Source organism: Streptomyces sp. NBC_00576, from assembly GCF_036345175.1.
In the GTDB taxonomy this organism is placed as follows: Bacteria; Actinomycetota; Actinomycetes; order Streptomycetales; family Streptomycetaceae; genus Streptomyces.
The window spans coordinates 798,795-817,622 of sequence record NZ_CP107780.1 but is presented as its reverse complement, the minus strand read 5'-3'; the positions used below and the strand labels follow the sequence as shown (position 1 = coordinate 817,622).

At 72.3% G+C, this 18,828-nt stretch carries 12 protein-coding genes and 1 pseudogene; 7 read left to right on the top strand and 6 right to left on the bottom strand.

The features are described 5' to 3' along the window. Window positions 1-155: 155 nt before the first annotated feature. The gene (locus OG734_RS03535; RefSeq protein WP_330285990.1) at window positions 156-569 is read right to left on the bottom strand and encodes a PaaI family thioesterase; all 414 of its coding nucleotides are present in this window, start codon (window positions 567-569) and stop codon (window positions 156-158) included. Window positions 570-758: 189 nt separating this feature from the next. Between OG734_RS03535 and OG734_RS03530 the strand changes: the two genes are divergently transcribed. Beyond that, window positions 759-2,273 (top strand): S1 family peptidase, encoded by a 1,515-nt coding sequence (locus OG734_RS03530; protein ID WP_330285989.1) that lies wholly within the window; start codon window positions 759-761, stop codon window positions 2,271-2,273. 296 nt (window positions 2,274-2,569) lie between these two features. Here the strand turns inward: OG734_RS03530 and OG734_RS03525 are convergent, their stop codons facing one another. Continuing rightward, window positions 2,570-4,720 (bottom strand): SpoIIE family protein phosphatase, encoded by a 2,151-nt coding sequence (locus OG734_RS03525; protein WP_330285988.1) that lies wholly within the window; start codon window positions 4,718-4,720, stop codon window positions 2,570-2,572. Here OG734_RS03525 and OG734_RS03520 point away from each other — a divergent pair. Then, window positions 4,696-5,568 (top strand): annotated as a pseudogene (locus OG734_RS03520) (response regulator transcription factor); the annotation flags it as partial. The gene OG734_RS03525 and the pseudogene OG734_RS03520 overlap by 25 nt on opposite strands. Here the strand turns inward: OG734_RS03520 and OG734_RS03515 are convergent. The 4 genes from OG734_RS03515 to lanKC form a co-directional block, all read right to left on the bottom strand. Next, window positions 5,494-7,632, bottom strand: coding sequence for an ATP-binding cassette domain-containing protein (locus tag OG734_RS03515; protein WP_330285987.1), 2,139 nt, complete (start codon window positions 7,630-7,632; stop codon window positions 5,494-5,496). The pseudogene OG734_RS03520 and the gene OG734_RS03515 overlap by 75 nt on opposite strands. Further along, the gene (locus tag OG734_RS03510) at window positions 7,619-9,346 is read right to left on the bottom strand and encodes an ABC transporter ATP-binding protein (RefSeq protein ID WP_330285986.1); all 1,728 of its coding nucleotides are present in this window, start codon (window positions 9,344-9,346) and stop codon (window positions 7,619-7,621) included. Before OG734_RS03510 ends, OG734_RS03515 begins: the two co-directional genes overlap by 14 nt. Window positions 9,347-9,434: 88 nt before the next feature. Further along, window positions 9,435-9,551, bottom strand: coding sequence for a SapB/AmfS family lanthipeptide (locus tag OG734_RS03505; RefSeq protein ID WP_307629835.1), 117 nt, complete (start codon window positions 9,549-9,551; stop codon window positions 9,435-9,437). A 58-nt stretch (window positions 9,552-9,609) separates the two neighbouring features. Further along, window positions 9,610-12,252, bottom strand: a complete 2,643-nt coding sequence (gene lanKC, locus OG734_RS03500) for a class III lanthionine synthetase LanKC (RefSeq protein ID WP_330293552.1) — start codon at window positions 12,250-12,252, stop codon at window positions 9,610-9,612. 172 nt (window positions 12,253-12,424) lie between these two features. Between lanKC and OG734_RS03495 the strand changes: the two genes are divergently transcribed. The 5 genes from OG734_RS03495 to OG734_RS03475 all read left to right on the top strand — a co-directional run bounded on the left by OG734_RS03495 (window position 12,425) and on the right by OG734_RS03475 (window position 18,748). Further along, window positions 12,425-14,902, top strand: a complete 2,478-nt coding sequence (locus OG734_RS03495) for a SpoIIE family protein phosphatase (RefSeq protein ID WP_330285985.1) — start codon at window positions 12,425-12,427, stop codon at window positions 14,900-14,902. Window positions 14,903-14,983: 81 nt separating this feature from the next. Continuing rightward, entirely contained in the window at window positions 14,984-16,051 is a 1,068-nt protein-coding gene (locus OG734_RS03490) for a glucose-1-phosphate thymidylyltransferase (RefSeq protein ID WP_330285984.1), read from the top strand. Further along, window positions 16,048-17,076: a dTDP-glucose 4,6-dehydratase gene (rfbB, locus tag OG734_RS03485; RefSeq protein ID WP_330285983.1), complete on the top strand. Its 1,029-nt coding sequence runs from the start codon at window positions 16,048-16,050 to the stop codon at window positions 17,074-17,076. The genes OG734_RS03490 and rfbB overlap by 4 nt, the downstream gene beginning before the upstream one ends. After that, a complete protein-coding gene (gene rfbD / locus OG734_RS03480) occupies window positions 17,073-17,948 on the top strand; it encodes a dTDP-4-dehydrorhamnose reductase (protein WP_330285982.1) in 876 nt (291 codons plus the stop codon). The genes rfbB and rfbD overlap by 4 nt, the downstream gene beginning before the upstream one ends. Next, window positions 17,945-18,748 (top strand): class I SAM-dependent methyltransferase, encoded by an 804-nt coding sequence (locus tag OG734_RS03475; protein ID WP_330285981.1) that lies wholly within the window; start codon window positions 17,945-17,947, stop codon window positions 18,746-18,748. Before rfbD ends, OG734_RS03475 begins: the two co-directional genes overlap by 4 nt. Window positions 18,749-18,828: the final 80 nt, after the last annotated feature.

The following is an 18,828-nucleotide window of genomic DNA, read 5'->3' as shown; positions in this document are numbered from 1 at the left end:
TGTAACGAGCAGATGTGCGGAACCGTCGTATGCGGTGACCTGACTGCGTATTCGATGTGCAGATTCACTGAAGCCGGGATTCGCATCGGTTTGACCGACGCAGCGCCATGAGGCGATTACGGAAGGTGCCTTTCTGCGCCGTTCCGGGCCCGGAGTCAGCCCAGGAGGGCGTACACCGTGCTTGCGCGGGCCGCGAGTTCACCGGATCCCGCGTCGGTCAGCGTGATGTCGGCGAAGGCCGTCCGGCGGCCGAGCTTGGTGAGCACCGCCTCGATCAGGACATCAGATCCGGTCACCGCGCGCTGAAATGTCGTGGACTGCTGGACCGTCGTCATGGGGATGAAGGCCCCGCGTGCCGCCGACACCGCGATCACGGTCGAGGTGTCCGCGGCCGCCATCAGTGCCTGCCCCGACAGCGCTCCGCCCTCCCGTGCCAACCGCGTCGACCAGGGCATTCGCAGCAGCGCGCGATGCTCGCCCAGTTCCTCGACGGACAGGCCGAGATCGAGCACCCAGGGGGCGAAGTTGGCGGAAAGGATCTTGTCTGCTTCGGCGGGCGTCATCGTCATATGGGTGATTGTTCCCGGCGGTCGTCGGTCAGGCCCTGGCAATGGCCGATTCGCTGTTTCGCAAAGGGAGTTGGCAAATAATTTGAACGCCCCAAGCAACCTGTCCGTACCTACAGCCATCCAGGCGCCCCACTCGGTCGCTGATGAACGATCGGCGGCTAAGGCCCCGCCCCGCAGGAGGTCAAGAAGTTGAGTCACAAGCGAGTTCCGAAGCGTAAGGCCGCGATAGCGGTCGGCAGTGTCGCGGCGATCGGGGCGGCGGCACTGCTGCTGCCCAACGCCATGGCGTCCCAGACCGACGCTGCGGGCGGCGCGGCTCCGAAGACCCTGAAGGCGACGGATGCCTCGGATCTCGCCTCGCAGCTGCAGCAGTTGCTCGGGGACGCCTTCGCGGGCTCCTACTACGACGCCGACAAGCAGCAGCTGATCATCAACGTCGTCGACGGCGACAACAACAACGTCATCGTCCAGGCCAAGAAGGCCGGTGCCGCTGTTCGCGAGGTCGACAACAGCATCGCCGAGCTGAAGGCCGGCGCGCAGACGCTGAAGGCCCAGGCGACGATCCCGGGCACCGCGTGGGCCCTCGACCCCCGGACCAACAAGATTCAGGTCACCGCCGACAGCACGGTCACGGGCGCCAACTGGAACACGATCGAGTCGACCGTAAAGAGCCTCGGCTCGGGCATGGCGACCATCAAGAAGACCCAGGGCACCTTCAAGACGTTCGTGGAGGGCGGCGACGCCATCTTCGGCGGCGGCGCCCGCTGCTCGCTCGGCTTCAACGTGGTGACCGGGGACGGCACGCCCGGCTTCCTGACCGCCGGTCACTGCGGTGTCGCCGCGGCCGAGTGGTCGGACGCGGAGAACGGCGAACCCATCGCCACGGTCGAGGCGGCGACGTTCCCGGGCGACGGTGACTTCGCACTCGTGAAGTACAACGACCCGGCGACCGTGGCCGCCAGCACCGTCGACGTCGGCAACGGCCAGACCGTGGACATCCTCCAGGCCGCCGAGGCCGCGGTCGGCCAGCAGGTCTTCCGCATGGGCTCCACGACGGGCCTCAACGACGGTGAGGTCACCGGCCTCGACGCCACGGTGAACTACCCCGAGGGCACGGTCACCGGTCTCATCCAGACCAACGTCTGCGCGGAGCCCGGCGACAGCGGCGGCTCGCTGTTCACCCAGGACGGCGGTGCGATCGGCCTGACCTCGGGCGGCAGCGGCGACTGCACGGTCGGCGGCGAGACCTTCTTCCAGCCGGTCACCACGGCCCTGGCGGCCGTCGGCGCGACCCTCGGTGCGGGCGACGCGGGCGCCGGCGCCGGCGCTGGTGCCGGTGAGGAGGCCGGTGCAGGCGAGGAAGCCGGTGCTGGTGAAGAGGCGGGCGCGGGCCAGGAAGCCGGCGCTGGTGAAGAGGCCGGTGCGGGCCAGGGAGCCGGCGCTGGTGAAGAGGCCGGTGCGGGCCAGGGAGCCGGCGCTGGTGAAGAGGCCGGTGCCGGTGAAGAGGCGGGCGCGGGCCAGGACGCCGGCGCGGGCCAGGGAGCCGGTGCTGGTGAAGAGGCGGGCGCGGGCCAGGAAGCCGGTGCTGGTGGAGAGGCCGGACTCGGTGAAGAGGTCGGCGGCGACGAGCTCGGCGGGGTCGACGACCAGACCGGCAACGGCGCGGACGACGGCACCGGCCTGGAGAACAACCAGAACCACTGACCGGCCACATCAGTAACACCAGTAGTTCCGGCCGCCACTGACACGGTCCGGCCCTCCGGCGGGAGGGCCGGACCGTTCTGCGTGCGCGTGACTGTCCGGCGGAGCCGGCCGGAGAGCCGCGGGGCGGCCCGTCAGCGTATGTGGGCGTGCTGGGTTCCGCGTGGCCGGTTGGATTCGACGGCGGGCGCTGCGTCAGTGGCCGGGAGCGCCTTCCGGGCCACCGCCCCCGACCATTCGGCTCGATCCGTCGGAGGGGCCTGGGCAGCCGGCACCGGCTCCCGCCGGTCCGGCGGCCGTCAGTTCTCCACCCGCGCCCTCAGCAGTAGCAGCGCGATGTCGTCCACCCGGTCCGTCACCCCCGCGCCGAACTCGACCAGCCCGTCCGCCAGTTCGTCCAGCGGCTGGTCCCCGGTATCCGCGAGCCGCCGGCCCAGGGCGGCCAGCGTCTCGTCGATGTCGACGCCCGGGGACTCGATCAGCCCGTCGGTGTACAGGGCGAGGACACAGCCAGGCAACAGCTCGACCTCGGTCGCCGGATACGTGGCCGAGGCGTCGATCCCCAGCAGGGGACCCCCGGCCAGGTCGAGCACCCGCACCTGCCCGTCCGGGTCTCTCAGCAGTGGCTGCGGATGCCCCGCACGGGCCATCACGGCCCTGCCGGTGCCCGGATCGAGCCGCAGATACAGACAGCTCGCGAACAGCTCGGTACCGAGGTCGATCAGCAGCCGGTTGGTGCTGCTCATCACCTCCTCCGGCGCCTGACCGACAGTCGTGTACGCCCGTACGGCCGTACGGATCTGGCCCATCAGGCCGGCCGCCGTCACGTTGTGCCCCTGGACGTCCCCGATCACCGCCGAGGCCCGCCCGTGCGAGCACACCAGGTCGTAGAAGTCGCCGCCGATGTCCATGCCCTGGGTGGCGGGCAGATAGCGCGCGGCGGCCTCGAAGCCGGGCAGCGACGGAAGGGAACTCGGCAGCAGGGCGGCCTGGAGGCCATGCGCGACCTGGTGCTTGGCGTCGTACAGCATGGCCCGCTCCAGAGCCTGGGCGATCAATCCGCCGAGGCTGGTCAGGACGGCGCGCTCGTCGGCGGGGAACGCGTGCTGTTCGGCGTACCCCAGCACACAGGTGCCCACCGGACGTCCGGACGCGATCAGCGGGAGAAACGCCCAGGCCGCCGTCGGACCGGACATCTCCCGCACCGCCGGATACGCCCGCTCCACCTCCCCCCGGGACTCGAAGAAAGCGGGCACACCGGTGCTGAGGACCTGATTTCCCGGGGTCGGCGCGGTCCGAGGCAACCCGTCGAACCGCTCCACGAGCTCCGGGTCGGCGTACCCGCGATGCCCCACCACCCGCATCCGCCCGCTCTGCGAGCCCAGCAGCACCAGCGTCTGACAGCCGGCCGCCGGCATGATCTCGTCCGCGGTCAGCTGGATGACGTCCTGGACGCTCGCCGCCTCGGTGAGCGCCCCCGCCAGGGAGAGCACCTGAGAGATCGTGACCAGGCTGGAGGGGCCGCCCGGTTTGCGCCCCCCACGGTCCCGGTCGGTCACCCCCCGCGCGCGGGTGATCCGGACGCTCAGCCCGGTCGCGCTCGGATACAGACGGAACGACAGCCAGTCGCCGGGCGGGCGCAGGGCCACGAACGAGGTGACCTGCAGGCTGAACAGCGCGGCGCGATAGCGGTCCTCGTACACAGGATCGTTGAGCCAGGGCACCGATTCCCACAGCTGGGTGCCCAGCAGCGCGCCCTCGGGGACCCCCAGCAACTCCGCGGCTGCCGCGTTGACGAAGCCGACCCGTCCGTGCAGGTCGAGGGAGCACAGCCCGTACGGCAGCCGCGACACCATCCGCGCCGCCTCGACCGTACCGAGGGTGTCGGCCGTCGGCGCCTCGGGCGAGATGGCCAGCAGATCCGTCTCGGGCAGCAGCGGACGGTGCTCGGCGGCGGCCTGCTCCAGGCGCAGCGCCAGCCGGTCGCAGGCCGCGCCGAGCTGCTCCCGCTCCCGGTCCGACAGCTCCGGAGGATGTGAACCGGGCCAGGTCACGAAGACGGACCCGTAAACCGTCGAGGCGGTCGCCACCGGTACGGCGGCCAGCGCGAAGGGGTAGGGCAGCACGACGGCGACCCGCGGATACCGCCGGGCCATGTCCTCCTCGCCGCCCACCCACACGAACCGCCGCTCGCGAGCCGCCTCGGCGACGGGAACCGGCGAGCCGAGCCCGACGCGCTGCCAGGGCGCCGCGAACGCCCGGGGCAGTCCCGCCATGACGGCCATCTCCAGCACCGATCCGCCGGGCTCCAGCAGATACACCCCGCCCGCGAGGGCCCGGACCTCCTCCATCATCCCGGCGAGGGCCAGCGACAGCAGCGGCTTCCCGAGCGAGGCCGAGCCGACGTCTCCCGCCGGCCGTCCGTGTGCGGAGGTCCGTCCGTCGGCCATCGGGACCACCTCCTCACCGGGCCGGTTACTTCCGAGTCAAGGCTCTGTCCACTCGGCCCGCGGCGCACGGCGAGCGGCCCACCGCCCCGCCCCGGGTCCGGACACCTCGGCAGGGAGGAGCCTCCCCGTATACCCCCTTCACCCGGGCTCATGTCCCTGCGGTCGAAGCACAGGTCCGGCGCGCAAGCCCCACGTGTGCGCCCCCGCGCATCCTGTTGGCCAGTTCTGCACGCCCCGGCGGCGCCGCAGGAGCCGAGAGCCGAAAAGGGGGCACACGCGACAGCGGTGACCGGGCGGAGGCGAGTGAAGGAGCGACAGTGATCCGAGTGCTTCTGGTGCACGACGCGAGTCTGGTGCGGTCGGTCCTGGCGGAGTGGCTGCGCAGAGAATCCGACCTCGGGGTGTCCGACGCCTCCTGGCGCAGCGCGGGAGGGAGGGCGAGGTCGCTGCGGCCCGATGTCTGCGCTGCCGACCTGGAGAGCCTGGACTCCTACGGCTTACCTCCGCTGGGCGAGTTGTGTGACCGCGGTACGGGCGTGCCCGCACCGCGCCTGCTGGTGCTGGCCAGCGCCGGCAGGCCGGGCCTGCTGAAGAGGGCGGCGGAGGCGGGCGCGCTGGGCTACGTCGACAAGGACAGGGACGGGGCGCCGGAGCGGCTGGTGTCCGCGATCCGGAAAGTCGCGGCGGGTAAACGTTTCATCGACGACTCGCTCGGCTTCGGCTTCCTCAGAGCCACGCAGATCCCGCTCACCCGGCGCGAGCTGAGCGTCCTGTCACTCGCCGCGGACGGGGCGTCCGTCGCGGAGATCGCCGGCAGCCTGCACCTGTCCCACGGAACGGTGCGCAACTACATGGCGGCCATCACCCGCAAGACCGGAGCCCGTAACCGCATCGACGCCATCCGCATCTCGCTGGGCGAGGGCTGGCTGTGACCGTACCTGCGACGTCGTCGACCAGCTGCCCACCAGGTCGCGGTAGAGGGGGGAGCGTTCCAGCAGGTCGTCGTGCGTCCCGTACGCGCACCGCCGGCCGTCCATGACGAGGACACGGTCCGCTCGGCGCGCCGAGGCGATCCGGTGTGCGACCACGACCAGCGTGGTGCGGGTCCGGGAGGCGAAGGCATGCTCGGCGCGTTCCTCCGCCTCCGGGTCCAGATGACAGGTCGCCTCGTCGAGGAACGCCACACAGGCGTACGAGAGAAAGGCCCGGGTCAGCGCGATCAGCTGACGTTCACCGGCCGACAGCGCGGCCGGGTCGACCCGGGCCCCCGGTCCGCCGTGCCGGCCGAGGAGCGGGGCGAGCCCGACCGCCTCGGCGGCGGCCAGCAGTTCGGACTCGGGCACGGGATCCGGCCGCAGACAGCCGAGGTTCTCGGCGAACGTCCCGCCGAACACGTACGCCTCCTGGGGAATGACGACCCGATGCGCGTGGGCGGCGCTGCCGGACACCGGATGGCCGCACAACCGGATCGCGCCGTGCCGGGGACCGAGGAGACCGGCGGCCAGGGAGACGAGGGTGGACTTGCCGATGCCGCTGGGGCCGACGACGGCGAGCCGCGTCCCCGGGGGCACGCTGAGCGTGAGGTCGTCGACGACGGGCGCACAGGTGGGGCCGTAGGCGAAGGTGAGGCCGGAGACGGCGAGGGCGGGCGCACTCGCGCAGGTGTGCACGGGGCGGGCGTCCGGACCGCTGCCGTGGTCCGCCGCCGGACCGATCGGCACCAGGCGGCGCAGGACCACCGCGAGCCGGGAGCCGCTGGTCCCCATGCCATGGACCAGGTTCTGCAGGGCGGGCAGCAGGGACTGGGTGACATAGGCGAGCGCGCCGACCAGCGCGCCGGGCGTGACGCCCTGGCGCAGCAGCCAGGGCGCGGTCAGCAGCAGCAGTACGACGGGGAGCTGACCGCCGACGGCGATCGACGCCACGCGCGGCACTCCCCAGCGGGCCAGTGAGCGGGCCGCCCGCAGTTCGGTCTCGACCCGTTCACCGACGTCGGCCGCCACCTGCTCCTCCGCGCCTCCCGCGGTCACGTCCCGCAGCCCCGCACAGACGTCCCCGAACCGGTCGGCGAGGCGTTCGTCGGCGACGAGGAACGCTTCCTGCCGGTGAGCCAGCGGGCGCATGCTCGCCGTGAACAGGCCCACGCCGACGACCAGTGGGGGAGCGACCACCAGGAGCAGGGGCGGCGCCAGCGAGGCCAGCCCGATCAGCGCACCCCCGGCCGTGAAGACGAACGAACGGGAGACCATCACCACCCCGGCGAAGGTGTCCCGGGCGATCTCCACCTGCTGGGTCAGCGCGGACAGAGTCCCACCGTCCGCCTCCCGCACCCCGCGCGCCACCACCCGCTCCACGAGCCGGTCACGCAACGGTTCGACGAGCGCGGCGACCGCCCCGTACACCCGTCCGGTGCCGTACGCCCCGACGGCGACCGCAAGCGCGGCGACCCCGAGCCAGCCGAGTCCGACGCCTGTCCGACCGCGCAGGAACCCTTCGTCGAGGGCTTGGGCCAGGGCGTACCCCATGAGGAAGGTCTGCGCGGTCTCCAGCACGGACCACAGCACGAGCCGTGCCACCACGCGCCGCTGCCGCCGCAGAAACCGCAGCCCGCGCCGACGAAGCGCGCCGCTTCCGGGCACCTGCGGCCCGACGCCGTCGCGTCCGGTCGGCCGCCGCCGGACGCCGCGCCCCCGGGGGCCGTGCGACCGCCTGCCGGGGCGCCCGGCCACTTGCGGCCTGACGCTGTCGTCCGGGGTGCCGGGGCTGTCGACCACCGGCGGAGGGGCGTCGTGTGGCTCGCTGCTGGGGTTGCCGGTCGTCTGCGGAGGGGTGCTGTCGTCGGGAGGGTCGCCCGGCCTGATGCCCGCACCGACGTCAGGCAGGCGCCGCCGGACCCGCTCACTCCCCGGCATCCGCGAACACCTCCCGGTAGCCCCTCTCACGCCACAGCCGCGCATGCGTCCCCACCGCCCGCACCCGCCCCCCCTCCAGCCAGGCCACGGTGTCCGCGCGGGCCGCGGTCGAGACCCGGTGGGCGACGATGACCCGGGTACCGCCGGGAGAGTGGTGCAGCAGGGCGTCGACGACCTGGTGTTCGGTGACCGTGTCGAGGCTGGACAGCGCGTCGTCGAGGACGAGCAGCCTGCTGTCGCGGGCCAGCACCCGGGCGAGGCCGAGGCGCTGCCGCTCGCCCCCGGACAGGGGCGCGGCCCGGCAGGGGGTGGCGTAGCCGTCGGGCAGGCGGCGTACGAACGTGTCGGCCCGGGCGGCGACGGCGCCGGCCCTGATCCGGTCGGGCGGCGCCGCCCGGACACCGAAGCCGATCGTGTCCGCGACGGTTTCGCCCAGCAGGGCGGGGCGTTCGAAGGCGTAGCCGATCGCGCGGCGCAGCTCGTCGTGGTCCAGTTCGGGCAGCGGTACGCCGTCCAGGAGCACGGTTCCGTCGTCGGGGTCGGCCAGGCGGCCGGCGAGGGCCGCGAGGAGGGACTTGCCCGCGCCGGAGCGGCCGACCACGGCGAGTGTGCTGCCCCCGGGCACGACCAGGTCGACGCCGTCCAGAAGGGTCCGTCCGCCGCGCCGGGCGGTGACCCCGCGCAGCTCCAGCCGGCCCTGTCCCGGAGGCAGCAGGCGGCTCCCGTACGGCGTCACCGGCTCGGCCAGCACCTCGCCGAGGCGTCGGGCCGACGTCCGGGCCCGGACCAGCCCCGACAACTGCCCGACCAGGACGCCGACCCCGGCCGCCAGGACGGCGTACCGCGAGACGGCGAGCATCTCGCCCACCGTGAGCCGGCCGCGGACCAGCAGGACACCCGCGACGGCCACGACCCCCAACTGCAGCAAGGGGGCCAGAGCGACCGCCCTGGCCGCCGCGCGCCCCTGGACGTCCCACATCCGGTGGCCCGCGCGGGTGAGCTCGGGCAGCGGCCGCAGAACCCTGGCCACCTCCCGGTCCGCCGTCCCGCACGCGGCGATGGTGCGTGCCCCGCCGATCGCCTCCGTGAGCCCGCTCGCGATCCGTCCCTGGGCTGCCTGGTAGTCGGCCACACACCGTGAGGAGTCCTGGGTGAAGGCCCGTAGCAGCAGGGCCAGCAGTGGGGCCCCGGCGAGGAACACCGCGGCCAGCCACGGGTCCAGCAGGCCGAGCGCCACCACCGCTCCGACCGGTCCGGCGATCCCGGCCAGCAGCGCGGCGAGGGCGGCGGGCGCGGTACCGGCCTGCGCGGCGTTGCCGACCAGCCGGGCCACCAGTTCGCCGGACCCGAAGCGCTCCCCGGCCCGTGGCCCCACGGCGAGCAGATGTCCGGTCAGCCGGTGGCGCAGAAATGCCGTGGCGCGGGCGGTCGTGGCTGCGCTCAGCACGGTCTCGACGGCGTCGAGCACGGCGAGCAGCAGTACGAGAGCGGCGCACCACAGGACCCAGCCCATGGCCCCGGAACCGTCCGGGTGCACCAGCAGCAGGTCGAGGGCCCGCCCCAGAGCGTGGGGCAGGGCCAGGCTCAGGCCCGTCGAGGCCGTGGCCGTCAGGAACAGGACCGCACAGCGTCCCCCGGTGCGGCGCACGGTAGTACGCAGCGGCGAGGCGGTGTCCTCGGCCGGGGCCGACCGGCCGTGCGTGGCTGTCGTCATTCGGGTGGACCCTCCGACGGGGGGTGACCGACCGCCGGGCGGCCCTCCACGCGTGGGAGTGACCGCCCGGCGTCCATGCCGGAAGTGCTCAGAGACAGAGGGTGACGCTGGCCGCGCTCACGCAGGACAACAGGCTCAGCGTGCTGTTGCCGCCCGTGTTGGCGGTCTCGTCGGACTCCATCGTCTGAAGGTCGAGCAGTGCCATGTCGGTTCCTCTCGTCGGTCCCGGTGATCCGGGTTCTCCTGTGGGGACGGGTGTCGCGTCACGACTCCTCGAGCGGAGCCGCGTCATGGGGCCGCCGTAACGGCGGGAGGAAGGGCAGAGCGGCGGGCACCGTCTCGTCGAGGGCCGCGCCGAGCGCGAGCAGACAGCCCGCGGTTCCGGTGCCCAGATCCATGGAGAGCCGCATCATCTGATGCCCGGGGAAGGCCAGCTGGCCCTGGTACGACATCGCGTACCAGCCGAGCCCCGAGATCTGTTCGTGTAGCCGCGCCTCGGGGGCGCCGGTGCGGGCAAGGTGCAGGATCATGCCGGCCCTGCCCTGGAACAGTCCGGGCTGCGCGTAGAAGCGTGAGGCGGCGGACGTCAGGATCCGGTCCCGGGCCTGCTCGAACTCCTTGCGCGTGTCGGCGTAGGTCTGGGAGCGCCCCTCGGACGCGCCGAGCGCCAGCCAGTCGTCGAGGACCAGGCCGATGCCCACGCTGCCCTCCGCGAGGTACGGCATGGTCCGCCACCCCTCGTCGACCTCGAGACCGCCGCCGCGCTGGACGACGCAGCCGTCCAGGTCCCGGCGCAGCGCCGTGCGGGCCGCGTCGAGCAGCGCGGGGTCACCTGTCACCTCGTACTGGCGAAGGAACAGCAGCGCGGGCCCGCTCGCGCCCCGCAACAGCCCGGCACGCCGTTTCTTCGGGTCCGGGAGCGGTTCGGCCAGGCGGCCCACCAGGATGTCCGTGACGTCCTGGGCCCGTTCGGCCAGCTCCGACTCCCCGGTCGTGCGCGCCAGCCGGCCGAGGACCAGGCCCAGCCCGGCGAGGCCGCCCCGCAGGTCCGAGGAGAGCTTGTGCCACTTCTCCCGGAGGACGATGTCGATCAGGTCCAGCGCACGTGGGCGGTGCCCGAGCAGGTCGAGGACATGGGCAACGCCCGCGAGACCGTCGTACAGCCCCAGCGGCGTGCCCACCGGCACCGGGTCGGTCTGGGCCAGCAGCCAGCGTTCGCCCTCCTCGTACCGCTCGGCGCCCGCCTGGGACAGCGCGTACAGCACCCCGGCCGCGCCGTGCGCGAGGCCGAGTCCGCCACCGTCCGAGAACTGGGTGATGTCGCCCGGGAAGAGCCGGTCGTCGCGGTCGGGGGTGGCGGAGGCGAGGATCGCCTTCACCATCGAGTCACGGCTGTACGGCCAGTCGCCGGGTTCGACCGGAGCGGCGGGCGGCGAGGGTACGGAGTGAGCCGGCCCCCGCTCGGACACGTCACGGGTGATCTCGGCGACCGCCTCGGCCAGGAACTTCGCCGGTACGTCAGGGAACTGGCCGGCGATCACCTCGGCCAGATGGGCCGCCTTGCCGCGGTCCACCACGAACAGGGTGGTCAGGGGCATGAAGAGCGCGAGGCGCAGACACGCCAGCGCGTACCGGTCGACGTCCGTGCCCCTGCGGTCGGGCGGGGCGAAGAACCCGGGGTGGGCGACGACCTGGCGGCCCCGCTCCTCGGTGGGCGCCGCCGCCTCGAAGTCGACCAGGGACACCGACTCCTCGTCGGGCGCGACCATGATGTTGAAGATGTGCAGGTCGTTGAAGACGATCCCGCGCGCGTGCACCGCCTCGACGGCCTCCTCGACCGCGCGGTGGATACGCAGCGCCCACCGCGTGTAGGCGGCCACCGCCGCCGGATCCGGCTCGTGGGTGAGCAGCGGGTGGCGCTCGGCGAAGAAGGCGTTGAGAGGGCGCCCCTCGATGAAGTCCATGACGAGGAAGCGGTGGTCCCCGAGCGTGAACCAGTCGCGCACCTGAGGCACCGTCCCGAGCCCCGACACCCGCTCCAGCGCGGCACGTTCACGCTCCAGCCGGGTGACCGCGTCCGCGCCGTCGGCCGCCAGCCCCGCGTACGGACGCCCCTCCTTCAGGACGACCCGGCGCCCGTCGCGCGTGTCGGTGCCGACGTACACGCCGCCGCCGTTGGAGAAGTGCAGGGCCTTCTCGATGCGGTACGGCAGGTCGGAGACCGTCGTCGCGTTGCGGGCCGCGAGCTGTGCCTGGAGGAACGCGGGCAGTCGCACCCACTCCGGGACCTGGAAGGAGGGCGCACGCCGGTCCGGCACCAGCCGCCCCTCACCGTCCCGCACCGCCGGCACGAGCGAGCCGCGCTCGTCGACGACGAAGGAGCGCGCGAAAGCCCCGTAACGCACGTACAGCGGACCGTCCTGCCAGCGCAGATCGGTGAGGATGTACGGCCCCTCGCAGCCCTCCAGCAGGGCGCCCAGCTCGGTCAGCACCTGGTGCAGCAGGTCCTCGTCGGCCGGATAGATCGTCACGAACTTGCCGCTTCCCTCCCGGCCCGCGTACTTGGTGTTCCGCAGATGCAGCAGATGGGGGCCCGGCAGGAATTTGAACGGGATGCCCCGCGGCACGCAGTAGTCCCACACCGTCGCGGCGATCCGCTCCGCGTTCGCCCGGGTGGCCGAGGCATGCACCTTCCAGCCCTGCGTGGGGCCCGGCAGCGGGTCGCACTGCGGACCGAGCGGCGTCAGCGCCAGCCAGTCGCCGATCCGCCCCGCACGCCAGCCCTCCGGCACGGCACGGCCGGCGGTCCCGAACAGGGGAGCGGCCTTGCCCGGTGCGGACAGTCGGTCAGGCGTCTCGTAGAAGTGCTGGTCGGCGAGCGCGTACACCTCGTACCGCTGGTCCATGCCCACCTCCTCGATGGCTGGCACCGAGCCTTCCAGCCCGTGGACGGGTCCCGACAGTCACGGCTGTCACGAGAGGACTGTGCGGAACGCATGAGCGCGGCCGGGGCGCCGGAGAGGTCCGACCGGCGCTGTGGAACGCCAGGGGCTGCGCCTGAGCCCCATACGCGCTGTAATGACGAACGTGGTCAGTGAGGACGCGGGACGCGGAACGACAACGGCGCGTGCCGAACTTGCCCTCAAGTCGCTCACCGCCGATCTCGACCCCCGCGAGCGCCTCCGCCGCATCCTGGAACAGACGCTCGTCTACGCCGGCGCGACCGTCACCGCCGTCTACACCCCGGGCGACACCGGTGACGTGCTGTGTCTCGTCGAGTCGGCCGGCGTGCCCCGGACGCTGTACGGCCTGCGCGACAGCTACCCCGTGGCCACCGGCTCGCCCGCCGCCGACGCCCACCGCACCGGACGGCCGGTATGGCTCGGCCCGGACGAACTCGCCGAGCGCGCCGAGTCCCGGCGGCTGCCCGCCGGTCACGTCCATCTGGCCGCGCTGCCCGTCCGCGCGGGGGCGGCGGTCGGTGACGGCGGCTGTCTGCTCGCCGTGACGGAGAGTCCCGGCGGCTTCGACGCCGACGCCCGGGACTGCCTCGGACTGTTCGCCGACGCCGTCGCCTGGCCCGCCCCGCCCACCGCCTCGGACGCCGGCGAACTGCCGGCCAACGCCTTCAGCCTCGCCATGGACAGCGGGCGCGTCGAGGTCGGCGACGAACTCCTCGAACTGTTCGCACTTGACCGGGCCGACTTCGACGGCAAGGTCGAGACCCTGCTCGGCCTCACCGTGCCCGAGGACCTGCCCTCCCTGATGTCCGTCGTCGAGGCCGACCACATGTCCATCGGCGACCGCGAACTCGAGTTCCGGGTGTTCCAGCCCGCCGGCCCGCCGAGGTGGCTCAGGCTGCGCGGGCGGCTCGTGACCGGCGGCGAGGGCCGGCCCGCCCGGCTCGTGGGCACGGTCGGCGACGCCTCCACCCTGCGCTCCGGTGTCATCGACGTGGCCCGCGTCCAGCGCCTCGCTGCCGCCCTGGCCACCGCCGGAACCGTCCGTGACGTCAGCCAGGCCGTCGTCACCGCGCTGCGCGAGCCGCTGCGGGCCGACCGGATCGCCCTCGCCGAGCTGGAGAACGACCGACTCGTCGTCACCGTGCTCGACCCGCCCGAAGCCGAGTCCTGGCCCGAGCTGTGGCGCCTCGAATGGCGCTCCGAGTGGCCCGAGTCGCCCGTCCGCTCCATGCCCACGCTGGCCGCCGCCCTGCGCGAGGGCCGTGCCGCCATCTGGCCCGCGGGCACCGAGATGGAGCCCGCGCTCGAGGGCGTCGGCCCCGGCGGTCTCGCCGTGCTGCCGCTGCCCGCCGGCGGCCGGATGGCGGGCCTCTGCCTGATCGGCTGGGACAGCCCCCACGAGTTCGGCACCGACGAACGCGCCCTGCTCACCGCCGCCGCCGGCCTCGCCGGACAGGCCCTGACCCGCGCCCACGCCTTCGACGCCGAGCACGAACTGGTCGGCATGCTCCAACGCTCGCTGCTGCCCCGCCGCCTGCCCAAGCTGCCCGGCGGGGTCGCGGAGGCCCGCTACCTGCCGACCACCGAGGGCCTGGAGGTCGGCGGCGACTGGTACGACGTGATCCCGCTGCCCGACAACCACGTCGCCCTCGTCATCGGCGACGTCCAGGGCCACAACGCGGGCGCCGCCACCCTCATGGGCCAGATGCGCACCGCCCTGCGCGCGTACGCCGTCGAGGGCCACCCGCCGGACGTCGTCGTCTCCCACGCCAACCGTCTCCTCGTCGACATGGAGACCGACCTCTTCGCCACCTGCTGCTATGTCGAGGTCGACATGGAGGAGGGCACCGCCTGGTACGTCCGCGCCGGCCACCTCCCCCCGGTCGTCCGCCACCCCGACGGCACCACCGAGATCACCGAGTCCGACGTCGGACCCCCGCTCGGCGTGCTGCCCAGGGCCGACTACCCGATGAGCCTGATCCGCCTCCAGCCCGGCACCCTGATCGCCCTCACGACCGACGGCCTCGTCGAGTCCGCGCAGATGGACATCGAGGACGGCCTCGACGCCCTCGCGCACAAACTCGCCGCCGCCGACCCCGCCCACCTCGGCCTGGTCGCCGACGCCCTCCTCGCGGGCGCCAACCGCAACGACGACGTGGCCCTGCTCCTGCTGCGCTACGACGCCATGGAGCGGCGCCCGCTGCGCGAGAGCTGGACCGTGTGGCGGGTCCCCGAGGCCGTCCGGCACGCCCGCCGCTTCACCCGGCGCACCCTGCGCACCTGGGGTGTCGCGGGCGAGGCGGGCCTCCAGGAGAACATGGACACCGTGCTCCTCGTCGTCTCCGAACTGGTCACCAACGCCCTGGTGCACACCGACGGCCAGGTCCGTCTCGACCTCACCCTCTTCAACGGCCGACTGCGGGTCGCCGTCGCGGACAACTCGCCCCGCACCCCCATCCGGCCGACGAACCTCGGCTGGGATGCCACCGGCGGCCGGGGCATGCTCCTGGTCGAGGCCATGTCGGCGGCCTGGGGAACCGTCCCGGTGAGCGGCGGCAAACAGGTGTGGAGCGAGATCGCGCTGGAGCCCTGAGGGCACGTCGCCGGGCCCCCGCACCGGTCACCCAGAGGCACCGGATATTACGTCCCGGGAAATCGAAGCTAGGGTGAACGGATGAAGGCTCTCGTGCTCTCCGGTGGCGCCGGCACGCGGCTTCGGCCGATCACCCATACCTCGGCGAAGCAGCTCGTGCCCGTGGCCAACAAAGCCGTCCTGTTCTACGGCCTGGAATCCCTTGCCGACGCGGGCATCACCGAGGTCGGCATGATCGTCGGTGACACCGCGGCCGAGATCGAGGAAGCGGTCGGCGACGGGTCGAGGTTCGGCCTGAAGGTCACCTACATCCCGCAGGAACGGCCCCTGGGCCTGGCCCACGCGGTACTCATCGCGCGGGACTTCCTCGGTGACGACGACTTCGTCATGTACCTCGGCGACAACTTCATCATCGGCGGCATCAGCGACCTCGTCGACGAGTTCCGCCGACTGCGCCCCGACGCCCAGATCCTGCTCACCCAGGTGCCCGACCCCCGCTCCTTCGGTGTCGCCGAACTCGACGTGGACGGGCAGGTGATCGGCCTGGAGGAGAAGCCCGAGCACCCCAAGAGCGACCTCGCGCTCGTCGGCGTGTACCTCTTCACCCCGGTGATCCACGACGCCGTACGCGCCATCAGCCCCTCCCGGCGCGGCGAGTTGGAGATCACCCACGCCATCCAGTACCTCATCGACGCCCGGTCCGACGTACGATCCACGCTCATCAAGGGCTACTGGAAGGACACGGGGAACGTCACGGACATGCTGGAGGTCAACCGCATGGTCCTGGAGGGCCTCGATCGGCGGATCGACGGCGACGTGGACGACGCCTCCGAGACCATAGGGCGGGTGGTGATCGAGGAGGGCGCGAGCATCAGCCGTTCACGCATCGTCGGACCCGTCGTCATCGGCGCCGGTACCGTCGTCAGCGACTCGTACGTCGGGCCGTTCACCTCCGTCGCGGAGAACTGCCGGATCACCGACAGCGAGCTGGAGTTCTCCATCGTGCTGCGGGACTCCTCCATCGCCGGGGTGGGCCGTATCGAGTCCTCGCTCATCGGCAGGCACGTCGAGGTGACCCCGGCCCCCAGTGTTCCCAGCGCCCACCGACTCGTCCTCGGAGACCACAGCAAGGTGCAGATCCACTCATGAACCTCCTCGTCACCGGCGCCGCCGGATTCATCGGCTCCACGTACGTCCGCACCCTCCTCGCGTCCGACGCCCCGGACGCGCCCCGGATCACCGTGCTGGACAAGCTCACGTACGCGGGCACCCTGGAGAACCTCCCGGTCGACCACCCCCGGCTGAAGTTCGTCCAGGGCGACATCTGCGACGCCGAACTCGTCGACAAGCTGATGGCCGAGGCCGACCAGGTCGTCCACTTCGCCGCCGAGTCCCACGTGGATCGCTCGATCGACGGCGCCGCCGACTTCGTCCGCACCAACGTGGTGGGCACCCAGGTGCTGCTGGACGCGGCCCTGCGCTACCGGGTCGGCCCCTTCGTGCACGTCTCCACCGACGAGGTGTACGGCTCGATCGAGTCCGGCTCCTGGCCCGAGGACCACCCGCTGGCCCCCAACTCGCCCTACTCGGCGTCGAAGGCCTCCTCGGACCTGCTCGCCCTCGCCTACCACCGCACCCACGGCCTGGACGTGCGCGTCACCCGCTGCTCCAACAACTACGGGCCGCACCAGTTCCCCGAGAAGGTCATCCCGCTGTTCGTCAGCAACCTGCTGGACGGCAAGAAGGTCCCGCTGTACGGCGAGGGCCTCAACGTCCGCGACTGGCTGCACGTCGACGACCACTGCCAGGGCGTCGACCTGGTGCGTACCGGCGGCCGGCCCGGCGAGGTCTACAACATCGGCGGCGGCACGGAGCTGAGCAACAAGGAACTCACCGGGCTGCTCCTGGAGGCCTGCGGCGCCGACTGGGACAGCGTGGAGTACGTCGAGGACCGCAAGGGCCACGACCTGCGTTACTCCGTCGACTGGAGCAAGCTCCACGACGAACTGGGCTACACCCCGCGCCACGACTTCGCCGCCGGCCTCGCCGCCACCGTCGCCTGGTACCGCGACAACCGCGCCTGGTGGGAGCCCCTCAAGCGACGCGTCGGCGCCGACGAAAAGCAGGACGAAAAGCAGGACGGGAAGCGGGACGAGAAGCAGGTGGACGGATGAAGTGGCTGGTGACCGGTGCCGCCGGCATGCTCGGCCGCGACACCGTCGAGGAACTCCTCAGGCGCGGTGAGAACGTCGTGGGCCTCGCCCACGCCGCCCTGGACATCACCGACCCCGGCGACGTGCGCCGCGTCTTCGCCGAGCACGAGCCCGACCTGGTCGTCAACTGCGCCGCCTACACCGCCGTCGACGACGCCGAGACGGACGAGGAGACGGCGCTGCGCATCAACGGCGTCGGACCGCGCCTGCTCGCCCAGGCCTGCGCCGAGCACGGCGCCCGTCTGATCCACGTGTCCACCGACTACGTCTTCGACGGCGAGGCCCGCGACACCCCCTATCCCGAGGACCACACCCCGGCCCCGCGCACGGCGTACGGCCGCACCAAACTCGCCGGTGAACAGGCCGTCCTGGCCACGCTCCCGGACATGAGCGTCGTCCTGCGCACGGCTTGGCTGTACGGCGCCCACGGCGGCAACTTCGTGGCTACGATGATCGGCCTGGAGGCGCGTCGGGACACCCTCGACGTCGTCGACGACCAACGCGGCCAGCCCACCTGGAGCGCCGACGTCGCCGAACGGATCGCCGACCTCGGACCCCGGATCGGCCCCGAGGCGAACGGTGTCCTCCACGCCACCAACTCCGGCGAGACCACCTGGTTCGAGCTGGCGCGTGAGGTGTTCCGCCTCATCGACGCCGACCCGGACCGCGTACACCCCACCACCAGCGCCGCCTTCACCCGGCCCGCACCCCGACCCGCATACAGCGCCCTCGGCCACAGCCGTTGGCCGCAGACCGGTCTCGGACCCCTCCGAGACTGGCGTACCGCCCTGCACGAAGCACTGCCACACATCCGCAAGGAGATTTCCTCGTGAAACGCCATGAGTTCCTCCGGGAGCTCCACAAGGTCAGCGCGAACAGGAACTACCTGGAGATCGGCGTCAACGACGGCCGAAGCCTGACCCTGTCCCGGGTACCGAGCATCGCGATCGACCCCGCGTTCAAGGTGGTCTCGGAGATCCGCTGCGACGTCCATCTCGCGAAAGCCACCAGCGACGACTTCTTCGCCCGGCAGAATCCCCTCGCCCATCTCAAGGGCGGCCGGCACCCGCTGCGCAACCTGGCCCGCAACCGCAGCCCGTTCGGCTACTGGCAGCGCACCACGCTCGACCTGTCGTTCATCGACGGCATGCACCTGTTCGAGTACGCGCTGCGCGACTTCATCAACGTCGAGAAGCACTCGGACTGGGCCAGCGTCATCGTCCTCGACGACATGCTGCCCCGCAGCATCGACGAGGCCGCCCGCGACCGGCACACCAACGCCTGGACCGGCGACGTCTACAAGCTGATCGAGATCCTCGCCCGGTACCGCCCCGACCTGGTCACGGTCCTCGTCGACACGGCGCCCACCGGACAGCTCATCGTCTTCGGCGCCGACCCCGACAACACGGTCCTCCAGGACAAGTACGACGAGATCATGGCGGAGTTCGAGGTCGCGGACCCGCAGAAGGTACCCGAGAGCGTCCTGGAGCGGACCCCGGCCGTCAAGCCGGAGACCCTGGTCGAGGCCGCCTTCTGGGCGCCGCTCGTCAAGTCCCGCAACCGCGGCACCAAGCGCGGCAAGGGCTGGGAGCAGCTGCGCCGCAGCCTGGAGCCGCTGAGCACCAGCCGCTGACGCGGAGCCGAACAAAACCTGCGGCCCGGCAGCTGATCAGCTGCCGGGCCGCAGGTTCTTGTTGTCGTCAGTGGATTGCC